This window comes from Bacillus sp. URHA0034, assembly GCF_056280405.1.
Genome location: NZ_JBWCDK010000002.1, coordinates 2,324,424 through 2,351,059, shown reverse-complemented (window position 1 = coordinate 2,351,059; position 26,636 = coordinate 2,324,424). Strand labels below are relative to the sequence as shown.

The following is a 26,636-nucleotide window of genomic DNA, read 5'->3' as shown; positions in this document are numbered from 1 at the left end:
GACCATGTCCACAAAAGGTTTCAAATTTATGTTTTACAAAAAATTAAACAAACGATTAATTAGTTGGAGGAAAGTTTTAGTGCCAAGAGTTTTTGATGGATTTATTATGCCATAAGGAACTTAACAAATTCTTAAATTCAAATGGAGTGGCCACTGAAAAAAATTAATCAAACGTTTAATTAAAACCTTGTGAGCCTGGTTAAGCTTAGTCAAATTAAAAACTAATCAAACGTTTAATTAAATTGGATTTATAGGTAAGTTTTTAAATGGCTAAAAAGGGAACTTATTTACTTAGTGATATATACTATAGGTGAGAAAGGACGTGATAAGATTGAAAAAAGGTTGGTTAGGAATAGGAATTGTGGTCGCAGTCATTGTTATCTCCGGCCTCATGTTTATGTCCAGCTATAACAGTTTTGTCAATCTAGAAGAAGACGTAAATCAGTCACATGCTCAAATCGACAATCAACTCCAGCGAAGGCTCGATTTAATACCGAACTTAGTCAATACCGTAAAAGGCTACGCCGCTCATGAAAAAGAAGTCATTGCCTCGATCTCAGATGCACGTGCACGGCTTGCCGGTGCAAAAACCCCGGAAGAAGAAGCAACCGCTAACGATCAATTATCCGGTGCATTAAGCCGCCTGCTTGTTGTCGTTGAAAATTATCCTAACCTTAAAGCGGACCAGCAATTTACCCAGTTAATGGATGAACTGGCAGGAACCGAAAACAGAATAGCTGTTGCGCGTAAGGATTATAATGAGCAAGTTGCCGAATTTAATAAAAAGGTAAAAAGATTCCCGGGCTCGATTATTGCAGGAATCGGCGGGTTTGATCAAAAAGAATATTTCAAAGCAGACCCACAAGCCCAACAAGCCCCAAAAGTTGATTTTGGAGGCAATGGGTAATGAAAGCAAAACGGATCTTCAGCTTCTTATTGGTTTTTACCACGTTATTTCTGTGTGCAGCCCGTGCACTTGCTGAGGATGTCCAAATACCTGCTCCCGTCGGAGATATTTATGTACAAGATTTTGCCAATGTCCTAAATGAAACAGAAAAAGCACAATTAATCAACATAGGCAGAAACATTGAAGATCAGACAACAGCACAGGTCGCTGTGTTGACCGTTGAATCCATTGGCGATAAATCCATCGAAGAATACGCGAACGAGGCATTCCGTCAATATGGAATCGGCAGCAAAAAAGAGGACAATGGGGTCCTGCTTGTTTTATCAATGAAGGAACACAAAATTCGGATTGAGGTCGGCTACGGACTTGAAGGAAGAATTCCCGATGCGAAAGCCGGCCGAATCTTAGATCAATATGCTATTCCTTATTTAAAAAATAACCGGCCAAACCAAGCTGTAATGGAAACCTATCAAGCACTAGCCAAAGAGGTTCTTGCGGAATATAATGGCGAGAACGGCCAAAAAACGGCCCCAAAGGATAAAGGAATCGGAATCCCATCCTGGCTGATCGTTATTATTGTTCTTGTTGTGGTCTTCCTTGACTTTAAATTTTTCGGAGGCACCCTGACCTACTTACTCCTCTCCATTTTATCACGCGGGGGCGGAAGAGGAGGCGGTGGCGGCGGTTCCCGCGGGGGCGGGGGCGGCTCCTCTGGCGGGGGCGGGGCAAGCCGAGGCTGGTGATGATAGCAAAAAAAAGATGCCCTTTAGTTGAGGGCATCTTTTTCTAACTTCATTACTTTTCTTTTCTTCAAATAGGAATAGGACAGGAGGATTCCAACTAGGAAAAAAACAATTATATAGATACTATATCTAGAAAAATAGGTTCCTACAAATACCCAATTTTCACCAAGTATTCTGCCAAGAGATATAAAGGCAAAGCACCATAGCAGTGCACCTAAATAAGCATACAGGGCAAACTTTTTATAAGAGAAGTGGTTGATTCCTGCGAGATACGCCGTAATATGCCGCACTCCTGGAATGAAAAAACCTATAACAAGAAGGAATGGACCAAATTTATTGAACAATTTCTTCGTTCGTTCAATTTTTGCCTCACTAATATGGAGCTTTGGACCAAATTTATGTAAAAATGGCGCTCCTAACACAATCCCTAATATAAAGCTAAGCGTAATGCCGCTGCTTGCCCCAAAATAGGCACATAGGAGTGAGGGCAGATACGCTAATTTCCCCTCAAAAACATTATAGCCAACATAAGTAAGAAGAACCTCATCAGGAATTGGCAAACCAATAATTCCACCGACCAAAGCGAAAATAATCCCAAGATAGCCAAAGTGTTCAATAAGATGATTCAAGTAATCCATCGTTACACTTCCTATATCAATTCTAAAATTTAGCTAATATATATTATCTGCAAAAATTCTCACTTTTATGTATGCCCTGACACCATTTTCCACCTCAGCCATGAATATAGTGAAGTAAATGTCTTTTTAGGAGTGGTTGGATGCCGATTGAATGGAAGGAAGATCAGAAGCTATTTCATTTATATAATGGCAAAATCAGTTACATGATTCAACTTGTCCATGGAAAATATTTAGCGCATGTATATTGGGGGAGTTCGGTTCGTATGCTCCAGCCTTCAGCGATTCTGCCAGTCAAGGGCCGGACTTTTTCACCGATGAATGAACCTTCTGATCCCGGTTTTTCGCTTGATACCCTGCCGCAGGAATATCCTGCCTTTGGAAATGGCGACTTCCGAACGCCAGCCTATCTGCTTCAAAGTCCTGACGGGTCAACGGTTACTGAATTTGTATATGATTCATATGAAATTCTTAAAGGAAAACCTCGCTTGAATGAGCTGCCAATGGCCTATGTGGAGGAGGAGGATGAGGCGGACACACTGGTTGTAACATTGGTAGATTCCATGCTTGGTGTTGGACTGAACTTGCATTATACGATTTACCGTGATGTTGAGGTGATCACGAGGTCGGTCTCATTTGAAAATCTAGGCAGCCGTGAGGTGAAGATAGAGAAATGTATGAGCATGTCTGTTGATTTCCATAACTCGAATTGGGACTGGCTTCATCTCCAGGGAACGTGGGCTAGAGAAAGGCAGATAGAACGACGGCCGATGGCCCACGGTGTTCAATCCATTTCTTCGCCAAGGGGTGCGAGCAGTCATCAGCAGAATCCCTTTCTGGCGTTATTATCAAAAAATGCAACTGAAGACTATGGCGAGGTTTATGGAATTAGCCTGGTCTATAGCGGGAATTTTCAGGCTTCGATTGAGGTGGATCCTTTTGAGATAACTCGAATCAGCATGGGGATTAATCCGTTTAATTTTTCTTGGGTTTTATCGCCGCGGGAGATTTTTCAAACACCAGAGGTGGTGATGGTCTATTCTTCAGAGGGTTTAGGCGGAATGTCGAGGACTTTTCATAAAATTATTCAGAGCAGGATTTGCCGGGGGGTTTATCGGGACAGGACACGGCCTATTTTGATTAATAATTGGGAGGCTACCTATTTTCATTTTACCGAAAAAAAGTTAAGGGATATTGCTGATGCCGCTAAGGAACTTGGCGTTGAGCTGTTTGTTTTAGATGATGGCTGGTTTGGCCGCCGTGATAATGCAAAGAGTTCGCTCGGTGATTGGGAGGTTAATCGAAAAAAACTGCCCAATGGATTAAACGGATTAGCGCGTTATCTCAATGGGAAGGGGATGCAATTCGGTTTGTGGGTCGAGCCGGAAATGGTTTCGCCGGACAGTGATTTGTACCGCAGGCATCCAGATTGGTGTCTGCATGTACCGGGGAGGAATCGAACCCTTTCGAGAAATCAGCTTGTTCTGGATTTAAGCCGGAAAGAAGTACGTGACTGGCTGATTGACACGCTCACTACTCTTTTTCAGAGTGCCCCAATTTCCTATGTAAAATGGGATATGAACCGAAATATGACAGAAGCGGGGTCAGCAGCACTGCCTCCAGAAAGGCAGAAGGAGACGGCCCATCGCTATATGCTCGGGTTGTATCGAATATTAGAGGTATTAACGGCACGCTTTCCAAAGATATTGTTTGAAAGCTGTTCGGGCGGTGGCGGCCGCTTTGACCTAGGGATGCTTTATTACATGCCGCAAACCTGGACGAGTGATGATACGGATGCGGTCGAAAGGCTGAAAATTCAGTATGGAACAAGTATCGTTTATCCAGCCATCACCATGGGTGCCCATGTATCAGATGTCCCGAATCATCAGGTAGGCAGGGTGACGCCATTGCTGATGAGGTGTCATGTCGCGATGGCAGCCAATCTTGGGTTTGAATTAAATGTTGATAAACTAAGCAGGAAAGATAGAGAGTTAGTCAGGAAGGAAATCCAGCTCTATCATCAAATAAAAGATATTGTCCTTTTTGGTGATTTGTATCGGCTGTGGAGTCCTTTTGAGGGGATGGATACTGCCTGGATGTATGTAGGAGCCGGTCAAAAGGAAGCGGTGGTATTTTATTATAAAACGCTGGCAATGCCGAATCCACCTTTTTTACGATTGAGATTACAGGGACTGAATCCACAGCTTAAATACAAAATAAATAACGAGGACAGTTTTTTTTATGGGGATGAGCTGATGAAGATAGGCTTTACCCTGCCTTTGATTAAGGAAGACTTTTCCTCAGAAATTTATTATTTAAATAGCGTTGATTCCAAAGAAAAGAGTGGAAATTTTTAATATTAACTATAAATTAATATTCTCGCAGATTAAAATAGTGATTAAGATAGATTACTAGTTTTCAATGTGATGGAGGAGACCAGAATGAATCTTTATGATGAATTGTTAGCGATTATCGGGGATAGGGAGCGGGTTTCAATTAATGAAACCCTTTTAGAACAGCACAGTAAAGGGGAGGCATACCATCCGCCATTCAGGCCGGATGCCGTTGTGTTTCCTAAGTCAAAAGAGGAAGTAAGCAGGATTGTTCAATTCGCCGGTGAACATTCTATTCCCCTTGTCCCCTACGGGGCTGGGACAAGTTTGGAAGGGCATATTATTCCGGTTCATGGGGGCATCAGTCTTAATTTCAGCCTAATGAATCAAATCGTATCGATCCGGCCTGATGACTTTCAAGTAATTGTCCAGCCAGGGGTGACTAGAAATCAGCTCAATCAAGCCTTGAAAAAACATGGGTTGTTTTTTCCAACGGATCCAGGGGCGGACGCATCGATTGGCGGAATGGCTGCTACGAATGCAAGTGGTACCAACAGCGTAAAATACGGAGTCATGCGTGATCAAGTCCTCGGGTTAGAGGTGGTTTTAGCCGATGGATCCATCATTCGAACAGGTGGGCATTCTTTTAAATCATCGGCAGGCTACAATTTAACAGGCTTGTTTGTCGGATCAGAAGGGACACTGGGTATTTTTACAGAGCTTACTCTAAAGCTGCGCGGAATTCCAGAGGCCATATCTGCTGTGAAAGCCACGTTTCCTTCGATTGAAGCTGCCGGAAATGCAGCTGCAATTCTCTTAAAAGCAGGTCTAGCGATCGGGAAAATTGAGCTGGTCGATGAAAAAACAATTCGAGCCGTTAATCATTTTAAAAATACTGAATTCAGGGAGGAGCCAACCCTGTTCCTAGAGTTTAGCGGCAATGAACCGGAAGTTACATATAGTGTAGAAGTCATGCAAGAGATTCTGAAGGATGAGCAATGTGTTTCCTTTGAATTTGAGAATGACTCGTTAAGAAGGGCCCAATTATGGGAGGCAAGGCACCATGCGGCCTTTGCTATTCAGGCCGCTAATCCTGGCAGAGTCTTAATGTTTACCGATGTCTGCGTCCCATTATCGGAACTGGCCGGGGCCTTAAAGCAGACGAGGAGTGTCATTGAGAAATTTGGCTTAGATGGGGCTGTTTTAGGCCACGTCGGTGATGGCAACTACCATGCCTGCTTGCCGATTGATCCGAACAGTGAAGAAGAGTCGGAAGTAGTCGAAGGAGTTCATCATCAAATTGTCTCCTATGCTTTATCCAAAGGGGGAACCTGCACCGGTGAACACGGCATCGGACTTGGCAAAAAAGCGTTCTTGCAGGAAGAACACGGAGACCTAATCCCTATCATGAAAACAATCAAAGCCAACCTCGACCCCAAAAACATCCTAAACCCAGGGAAAATATTCTAAAGGGTGACAGGCACCAATAAGTAGATTAACACAATAAAAGGGTTGGTAATGGTGATGAGCACCGTGACCAACCCTTTTGGTTGTTTAGAAGTCGAAGTTGTCGGGGTCTGGGCCGACGCGATGGTTTTGGTTCAAACCGTCAATTTGTTCCAGTTCTGTTTTAGTAAGTTCGAAGTCAAAAATAGACGAGTTCTCGACGATTCGATGTTCTTTTGTTGATTTTGGAATGGTAACAACTTGGTTTTGGAGATCCCAACGCAATATCACTTGGGCGGTAGATTTGTTATATTTATCAGCAATTGCCTGGATGATGGGCTGGTCTAATAACTGCCCTTGCATTAATGGTGACCAGGCCTCCAATTGAATCCCGTGTTGCTGGCAAAAAGCTCGAACTTCTTTTTGTGTTAACCGTGGATGGTATTCCACCTGATTAATCATTGGCTTAATCTCAGCATCTTTCATTAAATCTTCAAGATGGTGAACATGGAAGTTACTTACGCCAATCGCCTTTACTCTGCCTTCTTTATAAAGAGTTTCCAAGGCCCGCCATGCATCTTTATATTTTCCGTCAACTGGCCAGTGAATTAAATATAAATCTAAATAGTCTAACCCCAATTTCTTTAAGCTTGTTTCATAAGCTGCTAGAGTTGATTCATAGCCTAAGTCACTATTCCAAACTTTTGATGTGACAAAAAGTTCTTCTCTTGCAATACCCGCCTCTTTAATCCCTTCACGGATTGCTTTTCCTACTCCTTCCTCGTTTTCATAAATAGCAGCAGTATCAATACTGCGGTATCCATGCTTAATCGCGAACTTTACGGCATTCACAAGTTCAGGCCCTTCTTCTACTTTAAATACTCCAAGCCCAAACCAAGGCATTTTTACTCCATTGCTAAGTGTTGTTGTATCTTGTAAGTTGTTAATCATTATAGTTCTTCCTCCAAAATAATTTTTTATAAAAAGGCAGGGGGGATTAGACCGCCCCAAGCCTGTCATGAATCATAGGGTTAAAAAAATTAAATAACTTTTTCAACCATATTAACGGTTTCCTTACGATCCTTCTTTTCAAGGCTTCGGCTCCAGCCAGTAAGAATGACCGCTCCTAGGACCATTAATGCTCCAATCCAAGAGGTGTGGATTAATCCAATCGAGTCGGTAATCACGCCGCCAAAGAAGGATCCGATGGCAATTCCAGCATTAAAGGCGGCAATATTAATCGCCGATGCAACATCAACAGCAGTCGGCACAAACCGTTCTGCTAACATAACGACGTAAACTTGTAATCCAGGCACATTCATAAAAGCCAATAAACCCATGAAGAAAATCGTAATTAATCCTGCAATCTTAAAAGGTGCCGTAAATAGTAAAATAAATAAAACAACAGCCTGGATGATAAACATATAAAACAACGCCTTAATGGGATTTTGGTTAGACAGCTTGCCGCCAACCATATTCCCGATGGCAATCGCGACACCATAAACAAGCAAAATCACAGCAACAGTGCTTTCCTTAAAGCCTGTTACATCTTGCAATATAGGGGATAGGTACGTAAAGACTACAAAAGTTCCTCCATAACCTAATGCAGTAATACTAAATAAAAGCAAAAGCCGACCATTGGTTATCAATTTGAACTGATCGCGGAACGTTGTTTGGACCGCTTTTCGTAAATCAGACGGAACAAGGATACTGTTGGCAAAGAAGGCAATCACGCCGACTGCGACGATAATAACAAACGCCATTCTCCAGCCGAATTGCTGGCCAATAAAGGTTCCAAACGGGACACCAGTAACGGTTGCCACCGTTAGCCCTGAAAACATGATCGATATCGCACTGGCTCTTCGATTCTCCGGGACTAAATCTGCAGCGATGGTAGAACCGATCGACATAAAGACACCATGTGAAAAGGCCGATATCACTCGGGCCGCCAATAAAATCCCAATGCTTGATGCGCTTGCTGCCAACCCATTGCCGATAATAAAAACAACCATGATCCAAAGTAATAAGGATTTACGAGACATCCTTGAAGTGAGTGAAGTAAGTATAGGAGCCCCGAAAGTTACTCCTAAGGCATATAAAGAAACAGTCCAGCCGGCAGTTGTAACTGATATTTGTAAATCCTTTGCTATGAGCGGCAGAAGCCCTACACTGATAAACTCCGTTGTTCCAATCGCAAAAGCGCTAACGGCTAATGCTAATAGAGCGAAAGTACTTCTTTTTTTATCTAACGTCATTTTTATCTCTCCTCCTAAAGTGGTGCTATTGCATGAATGATTGGTTAAAAGCAAACCTATAAAAAGAATCAAAGTGTGATATTTCAACCGGCAAATGTTATTATGGGATATATGAGCACAAAGGAAAAGTACGCACTTTAAAGTGATATAGACACTAAAAAGTACGGTAGGTACTTATTGGTGCCTATGGGGACGGAGGACTAATTGATGAAGAAAAAGAAGTACAATATATCGGTTGAGGCGACACTAGAGGTCATCGGGGGAAAGTGGAAATGCGTCATTCTTTGCCATTTAACACATGGAAAAAAACGAACAAGTGAATTAAAACGCTTGATGCCGGATATTACCCAAAAGATGTTAACGCAGCAGTTACGAGAATTAGAAGAAGACGGCGTTATTAACCGGATTGTATATAATCAAGTACCGCCCAAGGTTGAGTATGAGCTTAGTGAATATGGCAGGAGTTTGCAAGGAATTTTAGATTCCCTTTGTGCTTGGGGCGCAAACAATATCACCAGAGTGTATGGTGATCTATCAGTCTTAGAAGAGAATGTGTTAAATGATAATCTAAAGTAGGAACATGCTCTTCCGAGAGGGCATTAAATCGTTGGAATCGGTTTACCTATATTTTCTGTTTGACGTTTTTCAGCCCATTCTCTATTATATAGAGATGAGAATACCCGTACTTGAACGGGAGAGGTTCATAGCTGATACCCTCTATAAAAAACTATGGATACATGACTTTCAGCCATGTCCATATCGGACGTGGCTTTTTGTTTTTTTATCCGAGTAGTTAAAGGATCGTCAGCTGAAACTCTCTTATAAAGCGTGGGGACACATTTTTATAGGGGGTTTTTTTATGTCTGGCCGCAGCCACGAAGAAGGATTAAAGGATTTAACACTATTAGGTAATCAAGGAACTACCTATTCATTTGAATATGCACCTGAGGTTTTGGAGGCAGTGGACAATCTCCATCCAGAGCGTGATTATTTCGTGAAATTCAATTGCCCGGAATTTACTAGCTTGTGTCCGCTGACTCGTCAGCCGGATTTTGCGACAATGTATATTTCTTACGTTCCAGATAAAAAAATCGTGGAGAGCAAGTCGTTGAAGTTATACCTTTTCAGTTTTAGGAACCATGGAGATTTCCATGAAGACTGTGTAAATATCATCATGAATGATCTAATTAAATTGCTCGATCCGCGCTATATTGAGGTTTGGGGTAAATTTACGCCACGCGGTGGAATCTCCATTGACCCATGGTGCAACTATGGAAAACCAGGTACAAAATATGAGGAAATGGCAAACTACCGCTTGATGAACCATGACCTCTATCCAGAAAAAGTTGACAACCGATAAAGAGGATGTATTACTTCTAATAAACAAAAGCAGCCCTGCAAACGGCTGCTTTTGTTGTTTCAAAGGGTGCCTGACACCATTAGCAACATATCCACCTTCCTATGCGATTTATTGGTGCCTGACACCATTAGCAACATATCCACCTTCCTATGCCACTTATTGGTCCCTGACACCATTAGCAACATTTCCAACTTCCTATGCCATTTATTAGTGCCTGACACCAGCATATTCTATTTTGGGTGTCAGGCACTTTTTTACTTTTTTAATTTTTATTAAGGATAAGTTAAGGGAGGCACATGATAATAGGCTCATGAAATTAAAAATGTTTGGAGCGGGTCCGGACTGCTCCATGATCAAAGGAGTCTAGATAAATGAAAAAGTGGATTTGGATACTGATAAGTGTACTAGTTGTTGGGTATGTCGGCTATCAATGGTTTCACTCCAGAAGCAGTGTTAGTACAAGTACTACTACACAAGTTCGAACAGCTACTGTCCAAAAAGGGAAGTTGGAAGTGACGATTAGCGGTTCGGGAACAGTTGAACCTGTAACCACAGAGGATATAAAAGCAACAGCTGATAATAACGAAATCGATGAGGTGTTAGTCTCTGCTGGAGACACCGTAAGTGCTGGGGAAACATTAGTAACCTTTACGGATGACAGCGATCCAATTACAGCGCCAACTGCTGGAACGATTACCACGGTTTCGGTTGCCTCAGGAGACCGGATCAACAAAGGCATGGTGGTCGCACACCTAACCAATTACAACGATTTGCAAACAGTCGTTCAAGTCGATGAATTGGACATTCCTAAAGTGAAAAAAGACCAAACTGTAACTTTAGCTGTTAGCGCCTATCCTGATGTGACATACACAGGAAAAGTAACAGATGTTGCGGAAGAAGGAACCTCAACAAATGGCTCATCAACCTTCGCTGTAACCATTCATATTGAAAAACCCACCAACCTTAAAGCTGGTATGAGTACAGAAGCTACTATATTAACAGCTAGTAAAACAGATGCATTATATGTACCTGCTGATGCCATCTATACAAACAATAATGAAAAATATGTAATTGTCGATTCGACCGGTACAAGCACTGATAGCTCCACAACTACGTCAGGTCAACAAAAAACCGTTAAAACTGGTATTTCTACCGACGAATATGTCGAGATCACTGAAGGCGTAACAGAAGGCGAAACGGTCGAATTACCACAGCTATCTTCAAGTAGTTCATCAACGAACCAACAAGGCGGAATGATGCAAGGTATGGGCGGCATGCAAGGCGGCATGGGCCAAATGCCTAGCGGCAACATGCAGCGAAGTGGACAAGGAATGACAAGTGGAAAGTCCGGCAACTAAAAAGTAATTACAAATAGGAGTGTATTCTAATGAAAAAAACAAGGAAAGCACATTTATGGATCGGGTTAATCTGTTCGATATTTATCTTGATGGAATCTATTACGGGTCTGCTCATGAATGAACCGTGGCTAATCGGTCAGTCATCAAAAACAGAACAACGAGGTAATTTTCAGCCTGGCATGATGCCTGGGCAACAGCAAGGTACGACTACAAATTCAACCCAACCAGCAGGACAAACGCAAGGTTCGAGCCAAACTCAATCACAGTCAAACACATCATCTCAAGCTAATGGTACAACTAATAATCAAACCAGCGGAAGCGCACAAAGTAATTCAAATCGGCAGTTTGCTGGCCCTGGCGGACAAAATGGATTTGGTACAAAAGGTTCGCAATCGGGTTCATTCATGAGTATTATTAGAGGGCTTCATGAAGGACGAATTGGAACGACAAATATTAAATGGTTAATTGACCTTACAGCCATCGCAATGATTTTCTTAACTGGATCAGGAATCTATCTATCCTTGAAGGTAATAGGTGCAGATAGAAAAAGAAAAAGGCTAAAAATGGAAAGAGAAATTGCATAGGAGTGACCTGAAGAGTACTGTCCCAGAAATGGGTAGTGCTCTTTTTCTATTAGAAAAATGTAATTGAACTGCTACTTTTCATCGAGTTTTCACCAAACACAACTACAATCATGGTAAACAGCTGAATACGGGTTTCAAAAAGGGGGTACACCAGCCATGGCCGGGTGCCTCTTTTTTGTTAAGGCAAACTTAAGCTATCTTCATTAGGATACATATAGACAAAAGCGGGAAAAAGGAGCATGTTATAGATGAATGTCCTATTAGCAGAAGACGATAGTCGCCTAGGTGATTTAATGGTTTATATGTTGAAAAAGAAAGGTAATTGCAATGTAGAATGGGTCAAGGAAGGGGATGACGCCTTCTACTATGCAACCTCTGCACATTATGATGTGATCATTATGGATTGGATGATGCCAAATGGAGACGGTGTCGATGTCTGCAAGCGTTTAAGAAAGCAAGGTTATTCAGGTGCCATCTTGATGCTCACTGCCAAAGATACTGTCCAAGACCGGATTGAAGGTCTTGACTCCGGTGCAGATGATTATCTTGTTAAACCTTTTGAATTTGACGAACTATTAGCCAGGCTGCGAGCACTATCCCGCCGTAATTATGCACCAATTGTAGAAGAAGAGACGGAGATAGATGGTCTCGTTCTTAATCGGGCCAGCCACATCGTTCGGTTTGCAGACATTGAAATCCAATTTAGTCCCCGAGAATTTCAATTATTAGATTTACTTATGAAAAATAAAGGACAAGTCCTGCCCCGCGAGCTTATTTATGAGCGGGTCTGGGGTCTTGAAACAGAAGTCACGATGAAGACAATTGATGCAACCGTTAAATTAATCCGTAAAAAACTATCCTTAATCCTTAAACAAGATAAACTTCAAAGTATAAGAGGGGTGGGATATAAATTTGAAACGTAATTTTTTTTCCATCATCGACCTCCTTTTGAATCGCGGGGATCAAGATGTTTTTAGAAATACCCAAAACCGGTTAACCCGAAATTTTAGCGGACTTATCATGCTTTTTCTCATTTTGTTTATTATTGTTGTTTATTCGGTTCTTTACTTTGTCGTTCTAAATACACAAGAACGGGAGCTGCGGTCCCTAGTTTCGCAGGAAGCGGGTTACCTTGAGAACTTGTTAAGTATGAATGGTCAAAATGACCTTAGAGGAATCCAAAATCAAGAAGTGACTTTTTCTGGAGTTGATCAGTCCTTCTACTATGTAATGGATACTAGCGGGAAAGTAGTAATGGGCAGCGAGGCAAATCCCCGCTTACGGCAGCAATTACTCTCACTCTTAAATAAACATTTGTTCAATCGACAGGATATTCAAAATGAAATTCTACGCATGGATCAGAAACCAACTAGAGGAAGAGCACAATTCCATGCGCCTGATGAATCTCAAGATATCCATATGATGATTGCCAGCCATGCAGTTTATTACAAAGGTCAATTTTTCGGCCAAATATATATAGGAAAAGATGTCTCATTTGCCTATCGGTTATTTCACTGGGTTCTGGTCATTCTTATTGTGCTGGGGATTGTTTTTGTGGGAGTTGCCATCTATATTAGCCTGCGTATGTCTAAACGAGCGATGGTTCCGATTAGATCTGCCTTTAACAGGCAGCGAGAATTTGTGGGGGATGCTTCCCATGAATTACGGACACCTCTAAGTGTCTTGCTATCATCTGTTGATGCGCTGGAAATGACAGTTGATACCCAAAAGGATGCGATGGCAGGTAAGCTGCTTGCAAATATGAGGGAGGAGGTCAAACGAATGACGAACCTAGTCAGCGATCTGTTAACCCTCGCACGTTCAGATTCGAATACAAATGTGCTGAAAACAGAAGTTTTTGATCTAAAGCCCTTAGCTGAAAAAGCAATCGAGTCCTTACATCCGATTGCAGCCCGCAAACAAATTCAGCTAGAGTTATCTGCAACTGCTGCTACAAACGTTAAAGGAGATCCTCAAAGGATATCGCAGTTGATCTATATCCTTTTGGACAATGGGATCAAATATACACCAGATGGCGGCGAGGTAAAACTGAATCTCCTAAAAGAAGGGCGAGAAATAAGAATTATCGTTCAAGATACAGGGATTGGGATTAAGAAAGAGGATTATCACAAAATTTTTGAACGCTTTTATCGGGCTGATAAATCCCGATCCCGCCAAATAGGCGGCCATGGACTTGGACTATCCATTGCAAAATGGATTGTCGAAACACATAAAGGAACGATACAAGTAACAAGTCAAATGGGAAAGGGAACTACATTTATGGTTAAGCTGCCTGATTATGTTTAAGTAATCAGGCTTTCTTTAATTTTTACGAAAAAGGCTTTTTTAAAAAAATGTTTAATAGGTGTTGACTTCCTTTTGATAGGATAGTAATATAGTAATCCTGATGAGGGGATGCCACGATCGGCAAACCACTCATTGAAAAAATAATTATCAGATGTTGACAAGGTTAAATGAATCTGATAGTATTAATACTCGTTGAGCAGGACGAAAAATTATTTTAAAATAATAATTGACATCCTGGTTCATAAAGTGATATGATAATATCCTGTCACTGATTGCTCTTTGAAAACTAAACAAACAAAAACGTCAACAAACAATAAATATTCATTTTCTTATGAAATGAAGCCAACGTTTTAAATTATGAGCTAATCAACTTTCTTGGAGAGTTTGATCCTGGCTCAGGACGAACGCTGGCGGCGTGCCTAATACATGCAAGTCGAGCGAATCAATAGGAGCTTGCTCCTGTTGGTTAGCGGCGGACGGGTGAGTAACACGTGGGCAACCTGCCTGTAAGACTGGGATAACACCGGGAAACCGGTGCTAATACCGGATAATCCTTTTCCTCTCATGAGGAAAAGTTGAAAGTCGGTTTCGGCCGACACTTACAGATGGGCCCGCGGCGCATTAGCTAGTTGGTGAGGTAACGGCTCACCAAGGCGACGATGCGTAGCCGACCTGAGAGGGTGATCGGCCACACTGGGACTGAGACACGGCCCAGACTCCTACGGGAGGCAGCAGTAGGGAATCTTCCACAATGGACGAAAGTCTGATGGAGCAACGCCGCGTGAGCGATGAAGGCCTTCGGGTCGTAAAGCTCTGTTGTTAGGGAAGAACAAGTACCGGAGTAACTGCCGGTACCTTGACGGTACCTAACCAGAAAGCCACGGCTAACTACGTGCCAGCAGCCGCGGTAATACGTAGGTGGCAAGCGTTGTCCGGAATTATTGGGCGTAAAGCGCGCGCAGGCGGTCCTTTAAGTCTGATGTGAAAGCCCACGGCTCAACCGTGGAGGGTCATTGGAAACTGGGGGACTTGAGTGCAGAAGAGGAAAGCGGAATTCCACGTGTAGCGGTGAAATGCGTAGAGATGTGGAGGAACACCAGTGGCGAAGGCGGCTTTCTGGTCTGTAACTGACGCTGAGGCGCGAAAGCGTGGGGAGCAAACAGGATTAGATACCCTGGTAGTCCACGCCGTAAACGATGAGTGCTAAGTGTTAGAGGGTTTCCGCCCTTTAGTGCTGCAGCTAACGCATTAAGCACTCCGCCTGGGGAGTACGGCCGCAAGGCTGAAACTCAAAGGAATTGACGGGGGCCCGCACAAGCGGTGGAGCATGTGGTTTAATTCGAAGCAACGCGAAGAACCTTACCAGGTCTTGACATCCTCTGACACTCCTAGAGATAGGAATTTCCCCTTCGGGGGACAGAGTGACAGGTGGTGCATGGTTGTCGTCAGCTCGTGTCGTGAGATGTTGGGTTAAGTCCCGCAACGAGCGCAACCCTTGATCTTAGTTGCCAGCATTCAGTTGGGCACTCTAAGGTGACTGCCGGTGACAAACCGGAGGAAGGTGGGGATGACGTCAAATCATCATGCCCCTTATGACCTGGGCTACACACGTGCTACAATGGATGGTACAAAGGGCAGCAAAGCCGCGAGGCCTAGCCAATCCCATAAAACCATTCTCAGTTCGGATTGTAGGCTGCAACTCGCCTACATGAAGCCGGAATCGCTAGTAATCGCGGATCAGCATGCCGCGGTGAATACGTTCCCGGGCCTTGTACACACCGCCCGTCACACCACGAGAGTTTGTAACACCCGAAGTCGGTGGGGTAACCGTAAGGAGCCAGCCGCCTAAGGTGGGACAGATGATTGGGGTGAAGTCGTAACAAGGTAGCCGTATCGGAAGGTGCGGCTGGATCACCTCCTTTCTAAGGATAATGCAGTCCTTACGGACTGATAAGAAGTTGACCGCTTTTTGTTTGTTTAGTTTTGAGGGAGCAATTCTCTCAAAGTCATTTCGTTCTTTGAAAACTAGATAATTGTATAGAAGAAACCAAGTAAAAACCGAGTAAAATCGCCATTTTAGTTTTTTCTCTCTATTAAATAGAGTAAAACCTTTTAGGTTAAGTTAGAAAGGGCGCACGGTGAATGCCTTGGCACTAGGAGCCGATGAAGGACGGGACTAACACCGATATGCTTCGGGGAGCTGTAAGTAAGCTTTGATCCGGAGATTTCCGAATGGGGAAACCCACTGTTCGTAATGGAGCAGTATCTTTACCTGAATACATAGGGTATTGATGGCAGACCCGGGGAACTGAAACATCTAAGTACCCGGAGGAAGAGAAAGCAAACGCGATTCCCTAAGTAGCGGCGAGCGAAACGGGATTAGCCCAAACCAAGAGGCTTGCCTCTTGGGGTTGTAGGACACTCAACATGGAGTTACAAAGGAACGGGGTAGATGAAGCGGTCTGGAAAGGCCCGTCATAGAAGGTAAAAGCCCTGTAGTTGAAACTTCGTTCCCTCCTGAGTGGATCCTGAGTACGGCCGGACACGTGAAATCCGGTCGGAAGCAGGGAGGACCATCTCCCAAGGCTAAATACTCCCTAGTGACCGATAGTGAACCAGTACCGTGAGGGAAAGGTGAAAAGCACCCCGGAAGGGGAGTGAAATAGTTCCTGAAACCGTGTGCCTACAAGTAGTTAGAGCCCGTTAATGGGTGATAGCGTGCCTTTTGTAGAATGAACCGGCGAGTTACGATTACATGCAAGGTTAAGTTGAAGAGACGGAGCCGCAGCGAAAGCGAGTCTGAATAGGGCGTATTAGTATGTGGTCGTAGACCCGAAACCAGGTGATCTACCCATGTCCAGGGTGAAGTCCAGGTAACACTGGATGGAGGCCCGAACCCACGCACGTTGAAAAGTGCGGGGATGAGGTGTGGGTAGCGGAGAAATTCCAATCGAACTTGGAGATAGCTGGTTCTCTCCGAAATAGCTTTAGGGCTAGCCTCACGTAGTAAGAGTCTTGGAGGTAGAGCACTGTTTGGACTAGGGGCCCTCATCGGGTTACCGAATTCAGACAAACTCCGAATGCCAAAGACTTATCCGTGGGAGTCAGACTGCGAGTGATAAGATCCGTAGTCAAAAGGGAAACAGCCCAGACCACCAGCTAAGGTCCCAAAGTATACGTTAAGTGGAAAAGGATGTGGAGTTGCTTAGACAACCAGGATGTTGGCTTAGAAGCAGCCACCATTTAAAGAGTGCGTAATAGCTCACTGGTCGAGTGACTCTGCGCCGAAAATGTACCGGGGCTAAACGTATCACCGAAGCTGTGGATTGACACCGTTGGTGTCAGTGGTAGGAGAGCGTTCTAAGGGCGTTGAAGCTAGACCGTAAGGACTGGTGGAGCGCTTAGAAGTGAGAATGCCGGTATGAGTAGCGAAAGATGAGTGAGAATCTCATCCACCGAATGCCTAAGGTTTCCTGAGGAAGGCTCGTCCGCTCAGGGTTAGTCGGGACCTAAGCCGAGGCCGAAAGGCGTAGGCGATGGACAACAGGTTGATATTCCTGTACCACCTCTTTATCGTTTGAGTGATGGGGGGACGCAGGAGGATAGGGTAAGCGCGCTGTTGGATATGCGCGTCTAAGCAGTTAGGCTGAGAAGCAGGAAAATCCGCTTCTCGTAAAGGCTGAGCTGTGACAGCGAGGGAAATATAGTACCGAAGTTCCTGATTCCACACTGCCAAGAAAAGCCTCTAGCGAGATAAAAGGTGCCCGTACCGCAAACCGACACAGGTAGGCGAGGAGAGAATCCTAAGGTGAGCGAGAGAACTCTCGTTAAGGAACTCGGCAAAATGACCCCGTAACTTCGGGAGAAGGGGTGCTCTTTGGGGTTCATAGCCTCGAAGAGCCGCAGTGAATAGGCCCAGGCGACTGTTTAGCAAAAACACAGGTCTCTGCGAAGCCGCAAGGCGAAGTATAGGGGCTGACGCCTGCCCGGTGCTGGAAGGTTAAGAGGAGGGGTTAGCTCACGCGAAGCTCTGAATCGAAGCCCCAGTAAACGGCGGCCGTAACTATAACGGTCCTAAGGTAGCGAAATTCCTTGTCGGGTAAGTTCCGACCCGCACGAAAGGCGTAACGATCTGGGCACTGTCTCAACGAGAGACTCGGTGAAATTATAGTACCTGTGAAGATGCAGGTTACCCGCGACAGGACGGAAAGACCCCGTGGAGCTTTACTGTAGCCTGATATTGAATTTTGGTACAGCTTGTACAGGATAGGTAGGAGCCTGAGAAGCCGGAGCGCCAGCTTCGGTGGAGGCGTCGGTGGGATACTACCCTGGCTGTATTGAAATTCTAACCCACACCCCTGATCGGGGTGGGAGACAGTGTCAGGTGGGCAGTTTGACTGGGGCGGTCGCCTCCTAAAGAGTAACGGAGGCGCCCAAAGGTTCCCTCAGAATGGTTGGAAATCATTCGTAGAGTGTAAAGGCACAAGGGAGCTTGACTGCGAGACCTACAAGTCGAGCAGGGACGAAAGTCGGGCTTAGTGATCCGGTGGTTCCGCATGGAAGGGCCATCGCTCAACGGATAAAAGCTACCCCGGGGATAACAGGCTTATCTCCCCCAAGAGTCCACATCGACGGGGAGGTTTGGCACCTCGATGTCGGCTCATCGCATCCTGGGGCTGTAGTCGGTCCCAAGGGTTGGGCTGTTCGCCCATTAAAGCGGTACGCGAGCTGGGTTCAGAACGTCGTGAGACAGTTCGGTCCCTATCCGTCGTGGGCGCAGGAAATTTGAGAGGAGCTGTCCTTAGTACGAGAGGACCGGGATGGACGCACCGCTGGTGTACCAGTTGTCTTGCCAAAGGCATCGCTGGGTAGCTATGTGCGGACGGGATAAGTGCTGAAAGCATCTAAGCATGAAGCCCCCCTCAAGATGAGATTTCCCATAGCGTCAAGCTAGTAAGATCCCTGAAAGATGATCAGGTTGATAGGTCAGAGGTGGAAGCGTGGCGACATGTGGAGCTGACTGATACTAATCGATCGAGGACTTAACCATAGTCTAAAGCGAATAAACTCGTTTTTACCAAATTTCTTCTATATTATCTAGTTTTGAGAGAACGATCTCTCTAATTTCATAAGTCTGGTAATTAAGGCGAGAAGGTCACACCCGTTCCCATACCGAACACGGAAGTTAAGCTTCTCAGCGCCGATGGTAGTTGGGACTTTGTCCCTGTGAGAGTAGGACGTTGCCAGGCTTCGCCCCTTTGGGGCTATTATTTTGCCAATTTTAGTATTTGGCCCCTTGGTCAAGCGGTTAAGACACCGCCCTTTCACGGCGGTAACACGGGTTCGAATCCCGTAGGGGTCACCAAGATTTTTCGTAATATTGAAAAAAACTTACATTAATTCGGAGGATTAGCTCAGCTGGGAGAGCATCTGCCTTACAAGCAGAGGGTCGGCGGTTCGATCCCGTCATCCTCCACCATTTAGTTTATTTTGCGCCCGTAGCTCAATTGGATAGAGCGTCTGACTACGGATCAGAAGGTTATGGGTTCGACTCCTTTCGGGCGCGCTTATTTTACGGGAAGTAGCTCAGCTTGGTAGAGCACTTGGTTTGGGACCAAGGGGTCGCAGGTTCGAATCCTGTCTTCCCGACCAGTCGCAGGTTGAAATTTAATTATGGCGGTGTAGCTCAGCTGGCTAGAGCGTACGGTTCATACCCGTAAGGTCGGGGGTTCGATCCCCTCCGCCGCTACCATATTTTTTTACGGAGGAATACCCAAGTCTGGCTGAAGGGATCGGTCTTGAAAACCGACAGGCGGGTCAAACCGCGCGGGGGTTCGAATCCCTCTTCCTCCTCCATATTTACTTGATTTGATATTTCTATTATCGCGGGGTGGAGCAACGAGCGTTGCTTCAAGGAATAAACTGCGAGTTGTACCCATCGAGCTGCTGCTTGAATAGGCATTCTGAGATGGGGACAGTCAGTAACAAAACATGGAGCATTTTCCAAACTTTATAATTTCTATTATCGCGGGGTGGAGCAGTCTGGTAGCTCGTCGGGCTCATAACCCGAAGGTCGTAGGTTCAAATCCTGCCCCCGCAATTTGGTCCGGTAGTTCAGTTGGTTAGAATGCCTGCATGTCACGCAGGAGGTTGGGGGTTCATCCCCTCCGCAGCTACCATATTTTTTTACGGAGGAATACCCAAGTCTGGCTGAAGGGATCGGTCTTGAAAACCGACAGGCGGGTCAAACCGCGCGGGGGTTCGAATCCCTCTTCCTCCTCCATATTTACTTAACTTTATATTTTTATCTTTTATTATCGCGGGGTGGAGCAACGAGCGTTGCTTCGAGAATAAACTGCGAGTTGTACCCATCGAGCTGCTGCTTGAATAGGCATTCTGAGATGGGGACAGTCAGTAACAAAACATGGAGCATTTTCCAAACTTTATAATTTCTATTATCGCGGGGTGGAGCAGTCTGGTAGCTCGTCGGGCTCATAACCCGAAGGTCGTAGGTTCAAATCCTGCCCCCGCAATTTTGGTCCGGTAGTTCAGTTGGTTAGAATGCCTGCCTGTCACGCAGGAGGTCGCGGGTTCGAGTCCCGTCCGGACCGCCATTTTTTTACTAGTAGCTTGACTACTATTGATATATATTTCGGCGATTGTGGCGAAGTGGTTAACGCACCTGATTGTGGTTCAGGCATTCGTGGGTTCGATTCCCATCAGTCGCCCCATTTTCTTTTTAAACTATTGGGCTATAGCCAAGCGGTAAGGCATCGCACTTTGACTGCGACATGCGTTGGTTCGAATCCAGCTAGCCCAGCCATTTTTAAGGCAGCATAGCCAAGTGGTAAGGCCGAGGTCTGCAAAACCTCTATCCCCGGTTCAAATCCGGGTGTTGCCTCCAAAATTTATATTGCGGGTGTAGTTTACTGGTAAAACCTCAGCCTTCCAAGCTGATGTAGTGGGTTCGATTCCCATCACCCGCTCCAATATGGGCCTATAGCTCAGCTGGTTAGAGCGCACGCCTGATAAGCGTGAGGTCGATGGTTCGAGTCCATTTAGGCCCACTAAAAAACCTGATTTCCAAATGGAAATCAGGTTTTTTTCGCGTGAAGGAATAGCTGTTTCATGAGGACAAAGAGAGAAGGATTTAAGCTAGATATGTCCGCATGAGCGTCCATGAGGACAAAAAGAGGAAGATTTAAGCAAGATATGTCCGCATGAAGCGTCCATGAGGACAAAAAGAGGAAGATTTAAGCAAGATATGTCCGCATGAAGCGTCCATGAGGACAAAAAGAGGAAGATTTAAGCAAGATATGTCCGCATGAAGCGTCCATGAGGACAAAAAGAGGAAGATTTAAGCAAGATATGTCCGCATGAAGAGTTCATGAGGACAAAGAGAGAAGGATTTAAGCTAGATATGTCCGCATGAAGAGTTCATGAGGACAAAGAGAGAAAGATATATGTAAAATATGTCCACATGAACCGTCCATAAAGACAAAAGAGATGAGCATCTAATTTTTCAAAACAGTTACCAGAACTGTTCGTTAACTCGTAAGTACTAAAAAGCAAGACTTTCTTCCAACAGACCCACCTTGATAAGTCCATTGAGGATCCCATGTTGAGAGGAAGAAGTTGTAATGACATCCGCCGCTGCTTTTGCTTCTGGCACAGCATTCCCCATCGCTACTCCTGTTCCTACCGTTGTTAACATCTCAATGTCATTTAATCCATCCCCAAAGGCAAAGGCATTTTCTTTTTCAATACCTAATACTTCTAGAAGTTTACGAATCCCGACTGCTTTAGATGCGCCGCGTGGGAGAATATCGTAGGCAACATCATGCCATTTTACGAAACTGAAATCAGCGAAGCGATCGATATAACGTGTCGCATCCTTTTCGCTGCAGTATAAATGACCTTGATAGATCGACAATTGATTAAAATAATCTTTATCTACCTCGGGATAGGGCATCATCAAGGAGTCGAAGCTAGCTTCAATAAACGGATGGTTTTTTTCATTTACTTTATAATCCTCATGACTGCAATATGCTAAGGCATGGCCGTTGTGAAACGTCATAGCAGACATGGATTGCAGGACACAAGGGTCAATTGGATTGGAGTAGACCTCTTTTCCTTGGTACACCACATATTGTCCGTTCATGGAAACATAAGAATCAATGTTAAGTTCCTTTTGAATCCAGTAAAACATCTTAGGGACACGCCCAGTCGCAATGACAGTCTGAATCCCTTTATCCTGAAGCTGCCGAACCGCTTTCTTCGTAGACTCTGGAATTACCTTTTTATCATCTAATAACGTTCCATCAATATCAAAAAAAACAATTGGTTTTGTCAATCCATCCACCCCCGGTAAGATACAACACCGTCGTTACGCTCTAATGAATTAGATCACGCCGACGGTAATTGCAGGTCTTGCAACTAAATCATATTTTATGAAACGCGTTTCAGGTCAAGGGAATTATAAAAAAAGACCTGAGCCTCAAGGTCAAGTCTTAACAAAACTTAAACAGTTTCACGTTCAATTAATGTAGCTGGTATCTCTTGATGGAAGGCCTCTTTACTTTCGCTAACTACCTGAAGAAAAAGTTTCTTGCCGATCTCGATAAGAGGAATTTCAATCGTCGTGATCCGCATCATTTGGGCGATTGGCTGATTGTTAAAACCAATAATCGCGAGATCCCCTGGGATGGAGATTTTTCTTTTTGCGGCACTGGTAACAATACCTGCCGCAACCTCATCGCTTGTTAGCAGCATAGCAGTTGGAGGATTAGACAATTGCTGAATCCGGTCTATTACTTTATTTCCATCTTCAAATTGAAGACAGTCAGTCATAATATATTCAGGATGATAGGACAGCTGATATTTTTCAATAAAATCCTGATAGGCCAATGCTCTATTTTTGCTATTTGTACCCGAACTGCGGTAGATGCAATAGCCAATTTTACGATGCCCTTTCTGGTATAGGTATTCAAGAGCTGTCATGAAACCTTGATAATGGTCAACAAACGTTGAAGAGACATCCCTGCCTCTGGTATCTTCACATAAAGTGATCAGTCCATATGATAAATATTCTTCAATTAAATCCCAGCTGGAGATTCTTGAACAAATAATTAGGCCATCAATCTGCTTTTGTTTAATCATTTGCAGGGCTTCAAGTTCTTTATCCTTTTCATAATTGGTCTGAAATAAGACCAGCTTATAGTTATGTCTTAATGCTTCTGCAGCGATGCCCTTTATTAATAGAGAAAAGTAAGGATGGTCAATAAAGGGAACAACCACACCAACAAGAAAGGTCTTGCCCATGCTTAAATGGACAGCATTAATATTCGGCTGATAATTACTTTCCTTAATGGCTGCTAAGACCTTATGTCTTTTTTCCTCACTTACATAGGGGTGGTTATTTAACACCCTTGAAACTGTAGTTACAGAAACTCCAGCCATCTTGGCTAAATCCCTAATGTTTGTCATCTCATCACCTTCTTATTAAGTACTTAGTTAATACGATTATAGTACAAACAGCAGGCATTCTACATAAACTGAAACATTTTTAAAAATTCAGGTTGCAAAAACGCTTACATCTAGTTTATAATACAGATAAATCGATTTACTAAATCGGTTTACCAAAATGTTTTAGAAGAATGTTCATCTAGAAAGGGTCTTTATTATGAATAATGTAATTATCCCGTTAAATGCCTTTGACAGCATCGAAGTGACTACTAACGGTCAAGCGTCATTTGTCAAACTGATAGCTGAAGCCGGAGCTTATGGAATAGAGATTCGCCGTGAATTATTACCAGCAGTAGTCTTACCGCTTGGTAAAATAAAGAGTGAAATTGACCGATATGGACTTTTCACTGTATATTCTGCTCCAATTGAATGCTGGAAAGAAGATTACCAGTTAAACGAAGATCAATTGAATTATATTTTTCAAGAAGCTGTTATTCTTGGTGCAAAGTGGGTTAAGGTTTCGTTAGGACATTTTCAGCAAGATAAATCAAATATAGCCGAGCTAGGAGAATTCTTGGCGAAGCAAAAGGATATACAACTTCTGGTTGAAAATGATCAGACACCTCATGGAGGAAGTGTTCAGCATTTACAGGCTTTTTTTGAAAACGCTGTCGACCAAAGTGTGCCTGTCAAAATGACCTTTGATGCAGGAAACTGGTATTATTCAAACCAGGATGTAGAGGAAGCACTTCAAAAACTGGCGCCATATGTCAGCTATCTTCATTTGAAACAAGTAACAGAAACACTCGAAACCGTGCCGCTTGAAAGAGAGGGTGAACATAGTTGGAAGCAAGTTATGAGTAGTTTTCCGGCCGAAACCGTCAAAGCGCTCGAATTTCCAATCGTGCCGAAAGAGAAAACGAAGGATTATATCCAATTGATTACCGATATGGCAAGAGAAAGAGAGGCGTTATTCAGATGAAACCGCTAGATGTAGTTACGTTTGGAGAAGCGATGACGATGTTTATCGCTAATCAACCGGGGGCGTTGCACGAAGTCAGTCAGTTCACTAGAGAACTAGCAGGTGCAGAAACCAATGTCGCGATTGGACTGGCAAGGCTCGGACTTGCCGCCGGTTGGGCAAGTAAGGTCGGAAATGATGCATTTGGCAAATTCATCATCAATCGGCTGCAAAATGAAAACGTCAACATCGAGCATGTCTGGCTTGATGAAAAATTTCCAACAGGTTTTCAATTAAAATCGAAAGTAGTAGAGGGTGACCCTGAGGTTCAATATTTTCGAAAAGGTTCCGCAGCAAGTCATCTAAATGTAGCCGATTTTAAAGAGGATTACTTTTTAGCAGCAAAACACATGCATATGACGGGAATTCCGTTAGCGATATCGGAAGAGGCAAGAGAATTTGCTAATCATGCTCTTGCTTTTATGAAAAAAAATGGCCGTACGGTTTCCTTTGATACCAACCTGCGTCCAAGCCTTTGGGGTTCACAAGAAGAAATGGTCAAACATATTAACGAAGCGGCATTCAAGGCAGATTATGTACTGCCGGGAGTTTCTGAAGGCGAAATTTTAACCGGTTACAAAGATCCTCGTGATATGGCTTCCTTTTACCTTGATAAAGGTGTTAAGCTGGTCGTAATTAAGCTTGGCAGCACGGGGGCATTTTATAAAACACCATCTGAAGAAGGAATGGTGCCAGGCTTCAAGGTTGAAAAAGTTATTGATACGGTTGGCGCCGGCGATGGATTTGCTGTTGGGATTATCAGCGGATTAGTAGAAGGACTTACTATTAAAGAAGCAGTTATAAGAGGAAACGCGATTGGTTCCCTTGCTGTTCAGGCGCCGGGAGATAATGATGGTTATCCGACAAGAGATAAACTTTTAGCCTTTATAGAAAAAAATATACAGGGAGTGAAATAGGATGAAACAAACAATTGCAAAACAAAGATGGCTTCGCTTAATTCCAATCGCATTTATTACCTATAGTCTTGCCTATCTTGATCGGGCAAACTATGGATTCGGGGCAGCGGCAGGATTAGCGAAAGATCTCCATATTACACCTGGTACTTCCTCATTACTTGGTTCGCTATTTTTCTTAGGTTATTTCTTTTTCCAAGTACCTGGTGCTAGTTATGCCGAAAAGAAAAGTGCAAAGAAATTAATCTTCTGGTCCTTGATTTTATGGGGCGGATTAGCTTCGGCAACGGGTCTCATTACTAATATTAATCTATTGTTTGTAATTCGGTTTGCACTTGGCGTAGTCGAAAGTGCCGTTATGCCGGCTATGCTTGTATTCTTAAGCCACTGGTTTACAAAAGCAGAACGTTCTCGTGCGAATACCTTTTTAATTTTAGGTAATCCAGCCACTGTATTATGGATGTCCATTGTATCCGGATACTTACTAAACTCTGTCGGCTGGAGATGGATGTTTATCGTTGAAGGAATGCCTGCAGTGATCTGGGCATTCATCTGGTGGAAATTAGTTAATGACAAACCAAGAGATGCAAAATGGTTATCAGAAGAAGAAAAACGCGAGTTTGAACTACAGTTAGAAAAAGAACAAGAAGGTTTGAAAGCGGTTAAAAATTACGGTGAGGCTTTTAAATCAAAACCAGTGATTTTATTAAGTGCTCAATACTTTCTTTGGAGCATCGGGGTTTATGGCTTTGTGATGTGGCTTCCTTCTATTATAAAAGCAGCACCAAACATGGATATTGTGACAACAGGCTGGTTATCATCTGTACCGTATATTTTAGCCGTTGTGTTAATGTTAGCGGCTTCCTATTTCTCCGATAAAACATTAAATCGCAGTGGTTTCGTTTGGCCATTCCTATTAATCGGTGCAGTAGCATTCTATGCTTCTTATGCACTTGGCACAAGCCATTTCTGGATTTCGTTCGCCCTGCTTGTGATTGCTGGGGGTGCTATGTATGCACCATATGGACCGTTCTTTGCGATTATTCCTGAAATCCTGCCTCGAAATGTAGCAGGCGGGGCAATGGCGCTAATTAACAGTATGGGTGCGTTAGGTTCATTCGCTGGTTCGTATATTGTTGGTTACTTAAATGGAACTACAGGTGGATTTGGTGCATCATATATCTTTATGGCAGGTTCTCTATTCCTTTCTGCAATCTTAACTGTTTGGGCAGTAAAAGCAGCAAAAAAGGATCGTAACAGCAAGCCCGCAGGTGTAAACAAAACGGCTTAATCTAGAAATGAAACGAG

General features: G+C 43.8%; 18 protein-coding genes, 15 tRNA genes, 3 rRNA genes and 1 riboswitch. Of the genes, 31 read left to right on the top strand and 5 right to left on the bottom strand.

All coding sequences use genetic code 11. The annotated features are described in order from the left end of the window. Positions 1–391 precede the first annotated feature (391 nt). Together ACZ9EE_RS13385 and ACZ9EE_RS13380 are read left to right on the top strand one after the other, a co-directional pair. Positions 392–907, top strand: a complete 516-nt coding sequence (locus ACZ9EE_RS13385) for a LemA family protein (protein ID WP_476032948.1) — start codon at positions 392–394, stop codon at positions 905–907. Beyond that, entirely contained in the window at positions 907–1,650 is a 744-nt protein-coding gene (locus tag ACZ9EE_RS13380) for a TPM domain-containing protein (protein ID WP_476027767.1), read from the top strand. The genes ACZ9EE_RS13385 and ACZ9EE_RS13380 overlap by 1 nt, the downstream gene beginning before the upstream one ends. Before the next feature lie 23 nt (positions 1,651–1,673). Here ACZ9EE_RS13380 and ACZ9EE_RS13375 read toward each other — a convergent pair whose 3' ends face one another. Beyond that, positions 1,674–2,288: a DedA family protein gene (locus ACZ9EE_RS13375; RefSeq protein WP_476027765.1), complete on the bottom strand. Its 615-nt coding sequence runs from the start codon at positions 2,286–2,288 to the stop codon at positions 1,674–1,676. 140 nt (positions 2,289–2,428) lie between these two features. On the opposite strand from ACZ9EE_RS13375, the gene ACZ9EE_RS13370 reads away from it, so the two are divergent. Beyond that, the gene (locus ACZ9EE_RS13370; protein WP_476027763.1) at positions 2,429–4,642 is read left to right on the top strand and encodes an alpha-galactosidase; all 2,214 of its coding nucleotides are present in this window, start codon (positions 2,429–2,431) and stop codon (positions 4,640–4,642) included. A gap of 84 nt (positions 4,643–4,726) precedes the next feature. Then, positions 4,727–6,088 (top strand): FAD-binding oxidoreductase, encoded by a 1,362-nt coding sequence (locus ACZ9EE_RS13365; protein WP_476027761.1) that lies wholly within the window; start codon positions 4,727–4,729, stop codon positions 6,086–6,088. Between the two features lie 84 nt (positions 6,089–6,172). Here ACZ9EE_RS13365 and ACZ9EE_RS13360 read toward each other — a convergent pair whose 3' ends face one another. Both ACZ9EE_RS13360 and ACZ9EE_RS13355 read right to left on the bottom strand, forming a co-directional pair. After that, positions 6,173–7,015, bottom strand: coding sequence for an aldo/keto reductase (locus tag ACZ9EE_RS13360; protein ID WP_476027759.1), 843 nt, complete (start codon positions 7,013–7,015; stop codon positions 6,173–6,175). Between the two features lie 89 nt (positions 7,016–7,104). Beyond that, entirely contained in the window at positions 7,105–8,319 is a 1,215-nt protein-coding gene (locus tag ACZ9EE_RS13355; protein ID WP_476027757.1) for an MFS transporter, read from the bottom strand. Between the two features lie 207 nt (positions 8,320–8,526). Between ACZ9EE_RS13355 and ACZ9EE_RS13350 the strand changes: the two genes are divergently transcribed. The 24 genes from ACZ9EE_RS13350 (at position 8,527) to ACZ9EE_RS13235 (ending at position 20,995) form a co-directional block, all read left to right on the top strand. Beyond that, a complete protein-coding gene (locus ACZ9EE_RS13350) occupies positions 8,527–8,895 on the top strand; it encodes a winged helix-turn-helix transcriptional regulator (protein ID WP_476027755.1) in 369 nt (122 codons plus the stop codon). A 114-nt stretch (positions 8,896–9,009) separates the two neighbouring features. Beyond that, a riboswitch (PreQ1 riboswitch) is annotated at positions 9,010–9,056 on the top strand. A 122-nt stretch (positions 9,057–9,178) separates the two neighbouring features. Continuing rightward, positions 9,179–9,679 (top strand): preQ(1) synthase, encoded by a 501-nt coding sequence (gene queF, locus ACZ9EE_RS13345; RefSeq protein WP_098532388.1) that lies wholly within the window; start codon positions 9,179–9,181, stop codon positions 9,677–9,679. Between the two features lie 371 nt (positions 9,680–10,050). Further along, the gene (locus ACZ9EE_RS13340) at positions 10,051–11,037 is read left to right on the top strand and encodes an efflux RND transporter periplasmic adaptor subunit (protein WP_476027753.1); all 987 of its coding nucleotides are present in this window, start codon (positions 10,051–10,053) and stop codon (positions 11,035–11,037) included. A 29-nt stretch (positions 11,038–11,066) separates the two neighbouring features. Then, positions 11,067–11,621 (top strand): PepSY-associated TM helix domain-containing protein, encoded by a 555-nt coding sequence (locus tag ACZ9EE_RS13335; protein ID WP_476027751.1) that lies wholly within the window; start codon positions 11,067–11,069, stop codon positions 11,619–11,621. 248 nt (positions 11,622–11,869) lie between these two features. After that, positions 11,870–12,544, top strand: coding sequence for a response regulator transcription factor (locus ACZ9EE_RS13330; RefSeq protein ID WP_476027749.1), 675 nt, complete (start codon positions 11,870–11,872; stop codon positions 12,542–12,544). Beyond that, positions 12,534–13,928 carry a sensor histidine kinase gene (locus ACZ9EE_RS13325; RefSeq protein ID WP_476027747.1) on the top strand — a complete coding sequence of 465 codons (1,395 nt, stop codon included), beginning with the start codon at positions 12,534–12,536 and terminating at the stop codon, positions 13,926–13,928. Before ACZ9EE_RS13330 ends, ACZ9EE_RS13325 begins: the two co-directional genes overlap by 11 nt. 372 nt (positions 13,929–14,300) lie before the next feature. Beyond that, positions 14,301–15,850: ribosomal RNA gene (locus ACZ9EE_RS13320) — 16S ribosomal RNA — on the top strand. Between the two features lie 193 nt (positions 15,851–16,043). Then, a 23S ribosomal RNA gene (locus tag ACZ9EE_RS13315) occupies positions 16,044–18,978 on the top strand. Between the two features lie 83 nt (positions 18,979–19,061). Next, positions 19,062–19,177: ribosomal RNA gene (gene rrf, locus ACZ9EE_RS13310) — 5S ribosomal RNA — on the top strand. The 16S, 23S and 5S rRNA genes sit together here with 15 tRNA genes alongside, the layout of an rRNA operon. Positions 19,178–19,218: 41 nt before the next feature. Then, a tRNA-Glu gene (locus ACZ9EE_RS13305) sits at positions 19,219–19,293 on the top strand. Positions 19,294–19,331: 38 nt separating this feature from the next. After that, positions 19,332–19,407: transfer RNA gene (locus tag ACZ9EE_RS13300), tRNA-Val, on the top strand. Positions 19,408–19,420: 13 nt separating this feature from the next. After that, positions 19,421–19,494: transfer RNA gene (locus ACZ9EE_RS13295), tRNA-Arg, on the top strand. Positions 19,495–19,503: 9 nt separating this feature from the next. Further along, a tRNA-Pro gene (locus ACZ9EE_RS13290) sits at positions 19,504–19,580 on the top strand. A 23-nt stretch (positions 19,581–19,603) separates the two neighbouring features. Next, positions 19,604–19,680, top strand: a tRNA-Met gene (locus ACZ9EE_RS13285). Between the two features lie 11 nt (positions 19,681–19,691). Further along, positions 19,692–19,784, top strand: a tRNA-Ser gene (locus tag ACZ9EE_RS13280). Between the two features lie 170 nt (positions 19,785–19,954). After that, positions 19,955–20,028 (top strand) — tRNA-Met (locus tag ACZ9EE_RS13275). A gap of 90 nt (positions 20,029–20,118) precedes the next feature. Then, positions 20,119–20,211, top strand: a tRNA-Ser gene (locus ACZ9EE_RS13270). Between the two features lie 176 nt (positions 20,212–20,387). After that, positions 20,388–20,461, top strand: a tRNA-Met gene (locus ACZ9EE_RS13265). 4 nt (positions 20,462–20,465) lie between these two features. Then, positions 20,466–20,542: transfer RNA gene (locus tag ACZ9EE_RS13260), tRNA-Asp, on the top strand. A 41-nt stretch (positions 20,543–20,583) separates the two neighbouring features. Next, positions 20,584–20,659 (top strand) — tRNA-His (locus tag ACZ9EE_RS13255). Between the two features lie 17 nt (positions 20,660–20,676). Continuing rightward, positions 20,677–20,751: transfer RNA gene (locus tag ACZ9EE_RS13250), tRNA-Gln, on the top strand. A gap of 7 nt (positions 20,752–20,758) precedes the next feature. Further along, positions 20,759–20,832: transfer RNA gene (locus tag ACZ9EE_RS13245), tRNA-Cys, on the top strand. 11 nt (positions 20,833–20,843) lie between these two features. Next, positions 20,844–20,917 (top strand) — tRNA-Gly (locus ACZ9EE_RS13240). 4 nt (positions 20,918–20,921) lie between these two features. Beyond that, positions 20,922–20,995, top strand: a tRNA-Ile gene (locus tag ACZ9EE_RS13235). Between the two features lie 494 nt (positions 20,996–21,489). Here the strand turns inward: ACZ9EE_RS13235 and ACZ9EE_RS13230 are convergent. Together ACZ9EE_RS13230 and ACZ9EE_RS13225 are read right to left on the bottom strand one after the other, a co-directional pair. After that, positions 21,490–22,281, bottom strand: coding sequence for a Cof-type HAD-IIB family hydrolase (locus tag ACZ9EE_RS13230; protein WP_476027745.1), 792 nt, complete (start codon positions 22,279–22,281; stop codon positions 21,490–21,492). Between the two features lie 167 nt (positions 22,282–22,448). After that, entirely contained in the window at positions 22,449–23,414 is a 966-nt protein-coding gene (locus ACZ9EE_RS13225) for a LacI family DNA-binding transcriptional regulator (RefSeq protein ID WP_476027743.1), read from the bottom strand. Positions 23,415–23,610: 196 nt separating this feature from the next. Between ACZ9EE_RS13225 and ACZ9EE_RS13220 the strand changes: the two genes are divergently transcribed. Genes ACZ9EE_RS13220 through ACZ9EE_RS13210 form a run of 3 tightly spaced genes read left to right on the top strand, consistent with a single transcriptional unit; the run spans position 23,611 to position 26,619 of the window. Further along, complete coding sequence (locus tag ACZ9EE_RS13220) at positions 23,611–24,375, top strand: sugar phosphate isomerase/epimerase family protein (protein ID WP_476027741.1); 765 nt, start codon at positions 23,611–23,613, stop codon at positions 24,373–24,375. Next, complete coding sequence (locus tag ACZ9EE_RS13215) at positions 24,372–25,331, top strand: sugar kinase (RefSeq protein ID WP_476027739.1); 960 nt, start codon at positions 24,372–24,374, stop codon at positions 25,329–25,331. Before ACZ9EE_RS13220 ends, ACZ9EE_RS13215 begins: the two co-directional genes overlap by 4 nt. A gap of 1 nt (position 25,332) precedes the next feature. Further along, positions 25,333–26,619 (top strand): MFS transporter, encoded by a 1,287-nt coding sequence (locus ACZ9EE_RS13210; RefSeq protein WP_476027737.1) that lies wholly within the window; start codon positions 25,333–25,335, stop codon positions 26,617–26,619. The last annotated feature ends 17 nt before the right edge of the window (positions 26,620–26,636 follow it).

Coding starts and splice junctions, on each gene's coding strand:
- ACZ9EE_RS13385 (WP_476032948.1), top strand. CDS start 392: ATGTTTATGTCCAGCTATAACAGTTTTGTCAATCTAGAAGAAGACGTA.
- ACZ9EE_RS13380 (WP_476027767.1), top strand. CDS start 907: ATGAAAGCAAAACGGATCTTCAGCTTCTTATTGGTTTTTACCACGTTA.
- ACZ9EE_RS13375 (WP_476027765.1), bottom strand. CDS start 2,288: ATGGATTACTTGAATCATCTTATTGAACACTTTGGCTATCTTGGGATT.
- ACZ9EE_RS13370 (WP_476027763.1), top strand. CDS start 2,429: ATGCCGATTGAATGGAAGGAAGATCAGAAGCTATTTCATTTATATAAT.
- ACZ9EE_RS13365 (WP_476027761.1), top strand. CDS start 4,727: ATGAATCTTTATGATGAATTGTTAGCGATTATCGGGGATAGGGAGCGG.
- ACZ9EE_RS13360 (WP_476027759.1), bottom strand. CDS start 7,015: ATGATTAACAACTTACAAGATACAACAACACTTAGCAATGGAGTAAAA.
- ACZ9EE_RS13355 (WP_476027757.1), bottom strand. CDS start 8,319: ATGACGTTAGATAAAAAAAGAAGTACTTTCGCTCTATTAGCATTAGCC.
- ACZ9EE_RS13350 (WP_476027755.1), top strand. CDS start 8,527: ATGAAGAAAAAGAAGTACAATATATCGGTTGAGGCGACACTAGAGGTC.
- queF (WP_098532388.1), top strand. CDS start 9,179: ATGTCTGGCCGCAGCCACGAAGAAGGATTAAAGGATTTAACACTATTA.
- ACZ9EE_RS13340 (WP_476027753.1), top strand. CDS start 10,051: ATGAAAAAGTGGATTTGGATACTGATAAGTGTACTAGTTGTTGGGTAT.
- ACZ9EE_RS13335 (WP_476027751.1), top strand. CDS start 11,067: ATGAAAAAAACAAGGAAAGCACATTTATGGATCGGGTTAATCTGTTCG.
- ACZ9EE_RS13330 (WP_476027749.1), top strand. CDS start 11,870: ATGAATGTCCTATTAGCAGAAGACGATAGTCGCCTAGGTGATTTAATG.
- ACZ9EE_RS13225 (WP_476027743.1), bottom strand. CDS start 23,414: ATGACAAACATTAGGGATTTAGCCAAGATGGCTGGAGTTTCTGTAACT.
- ACZ9EE_RS13220 (WP_476027741.1), top strand. CDS start 23,611: ATGAATAATGTAATTATCCCGTTAAATGCCTTTGACAGCATCGAAGTG.
- ACZ9EE_RS13215 (WP_476027739.1), top strand. CDS start 24,372: ATGAAACCGCTAGATGTAGTTACGTTTGGAGAAGCGATGACGATGTTT.
- ACZ9EE_RS13210 (WP_476027737.1), top strand. CDS start 25,333: ATGAAACAAACAATTGCAAAACAAAGATGGCTTCGCTTAATTCCAATC.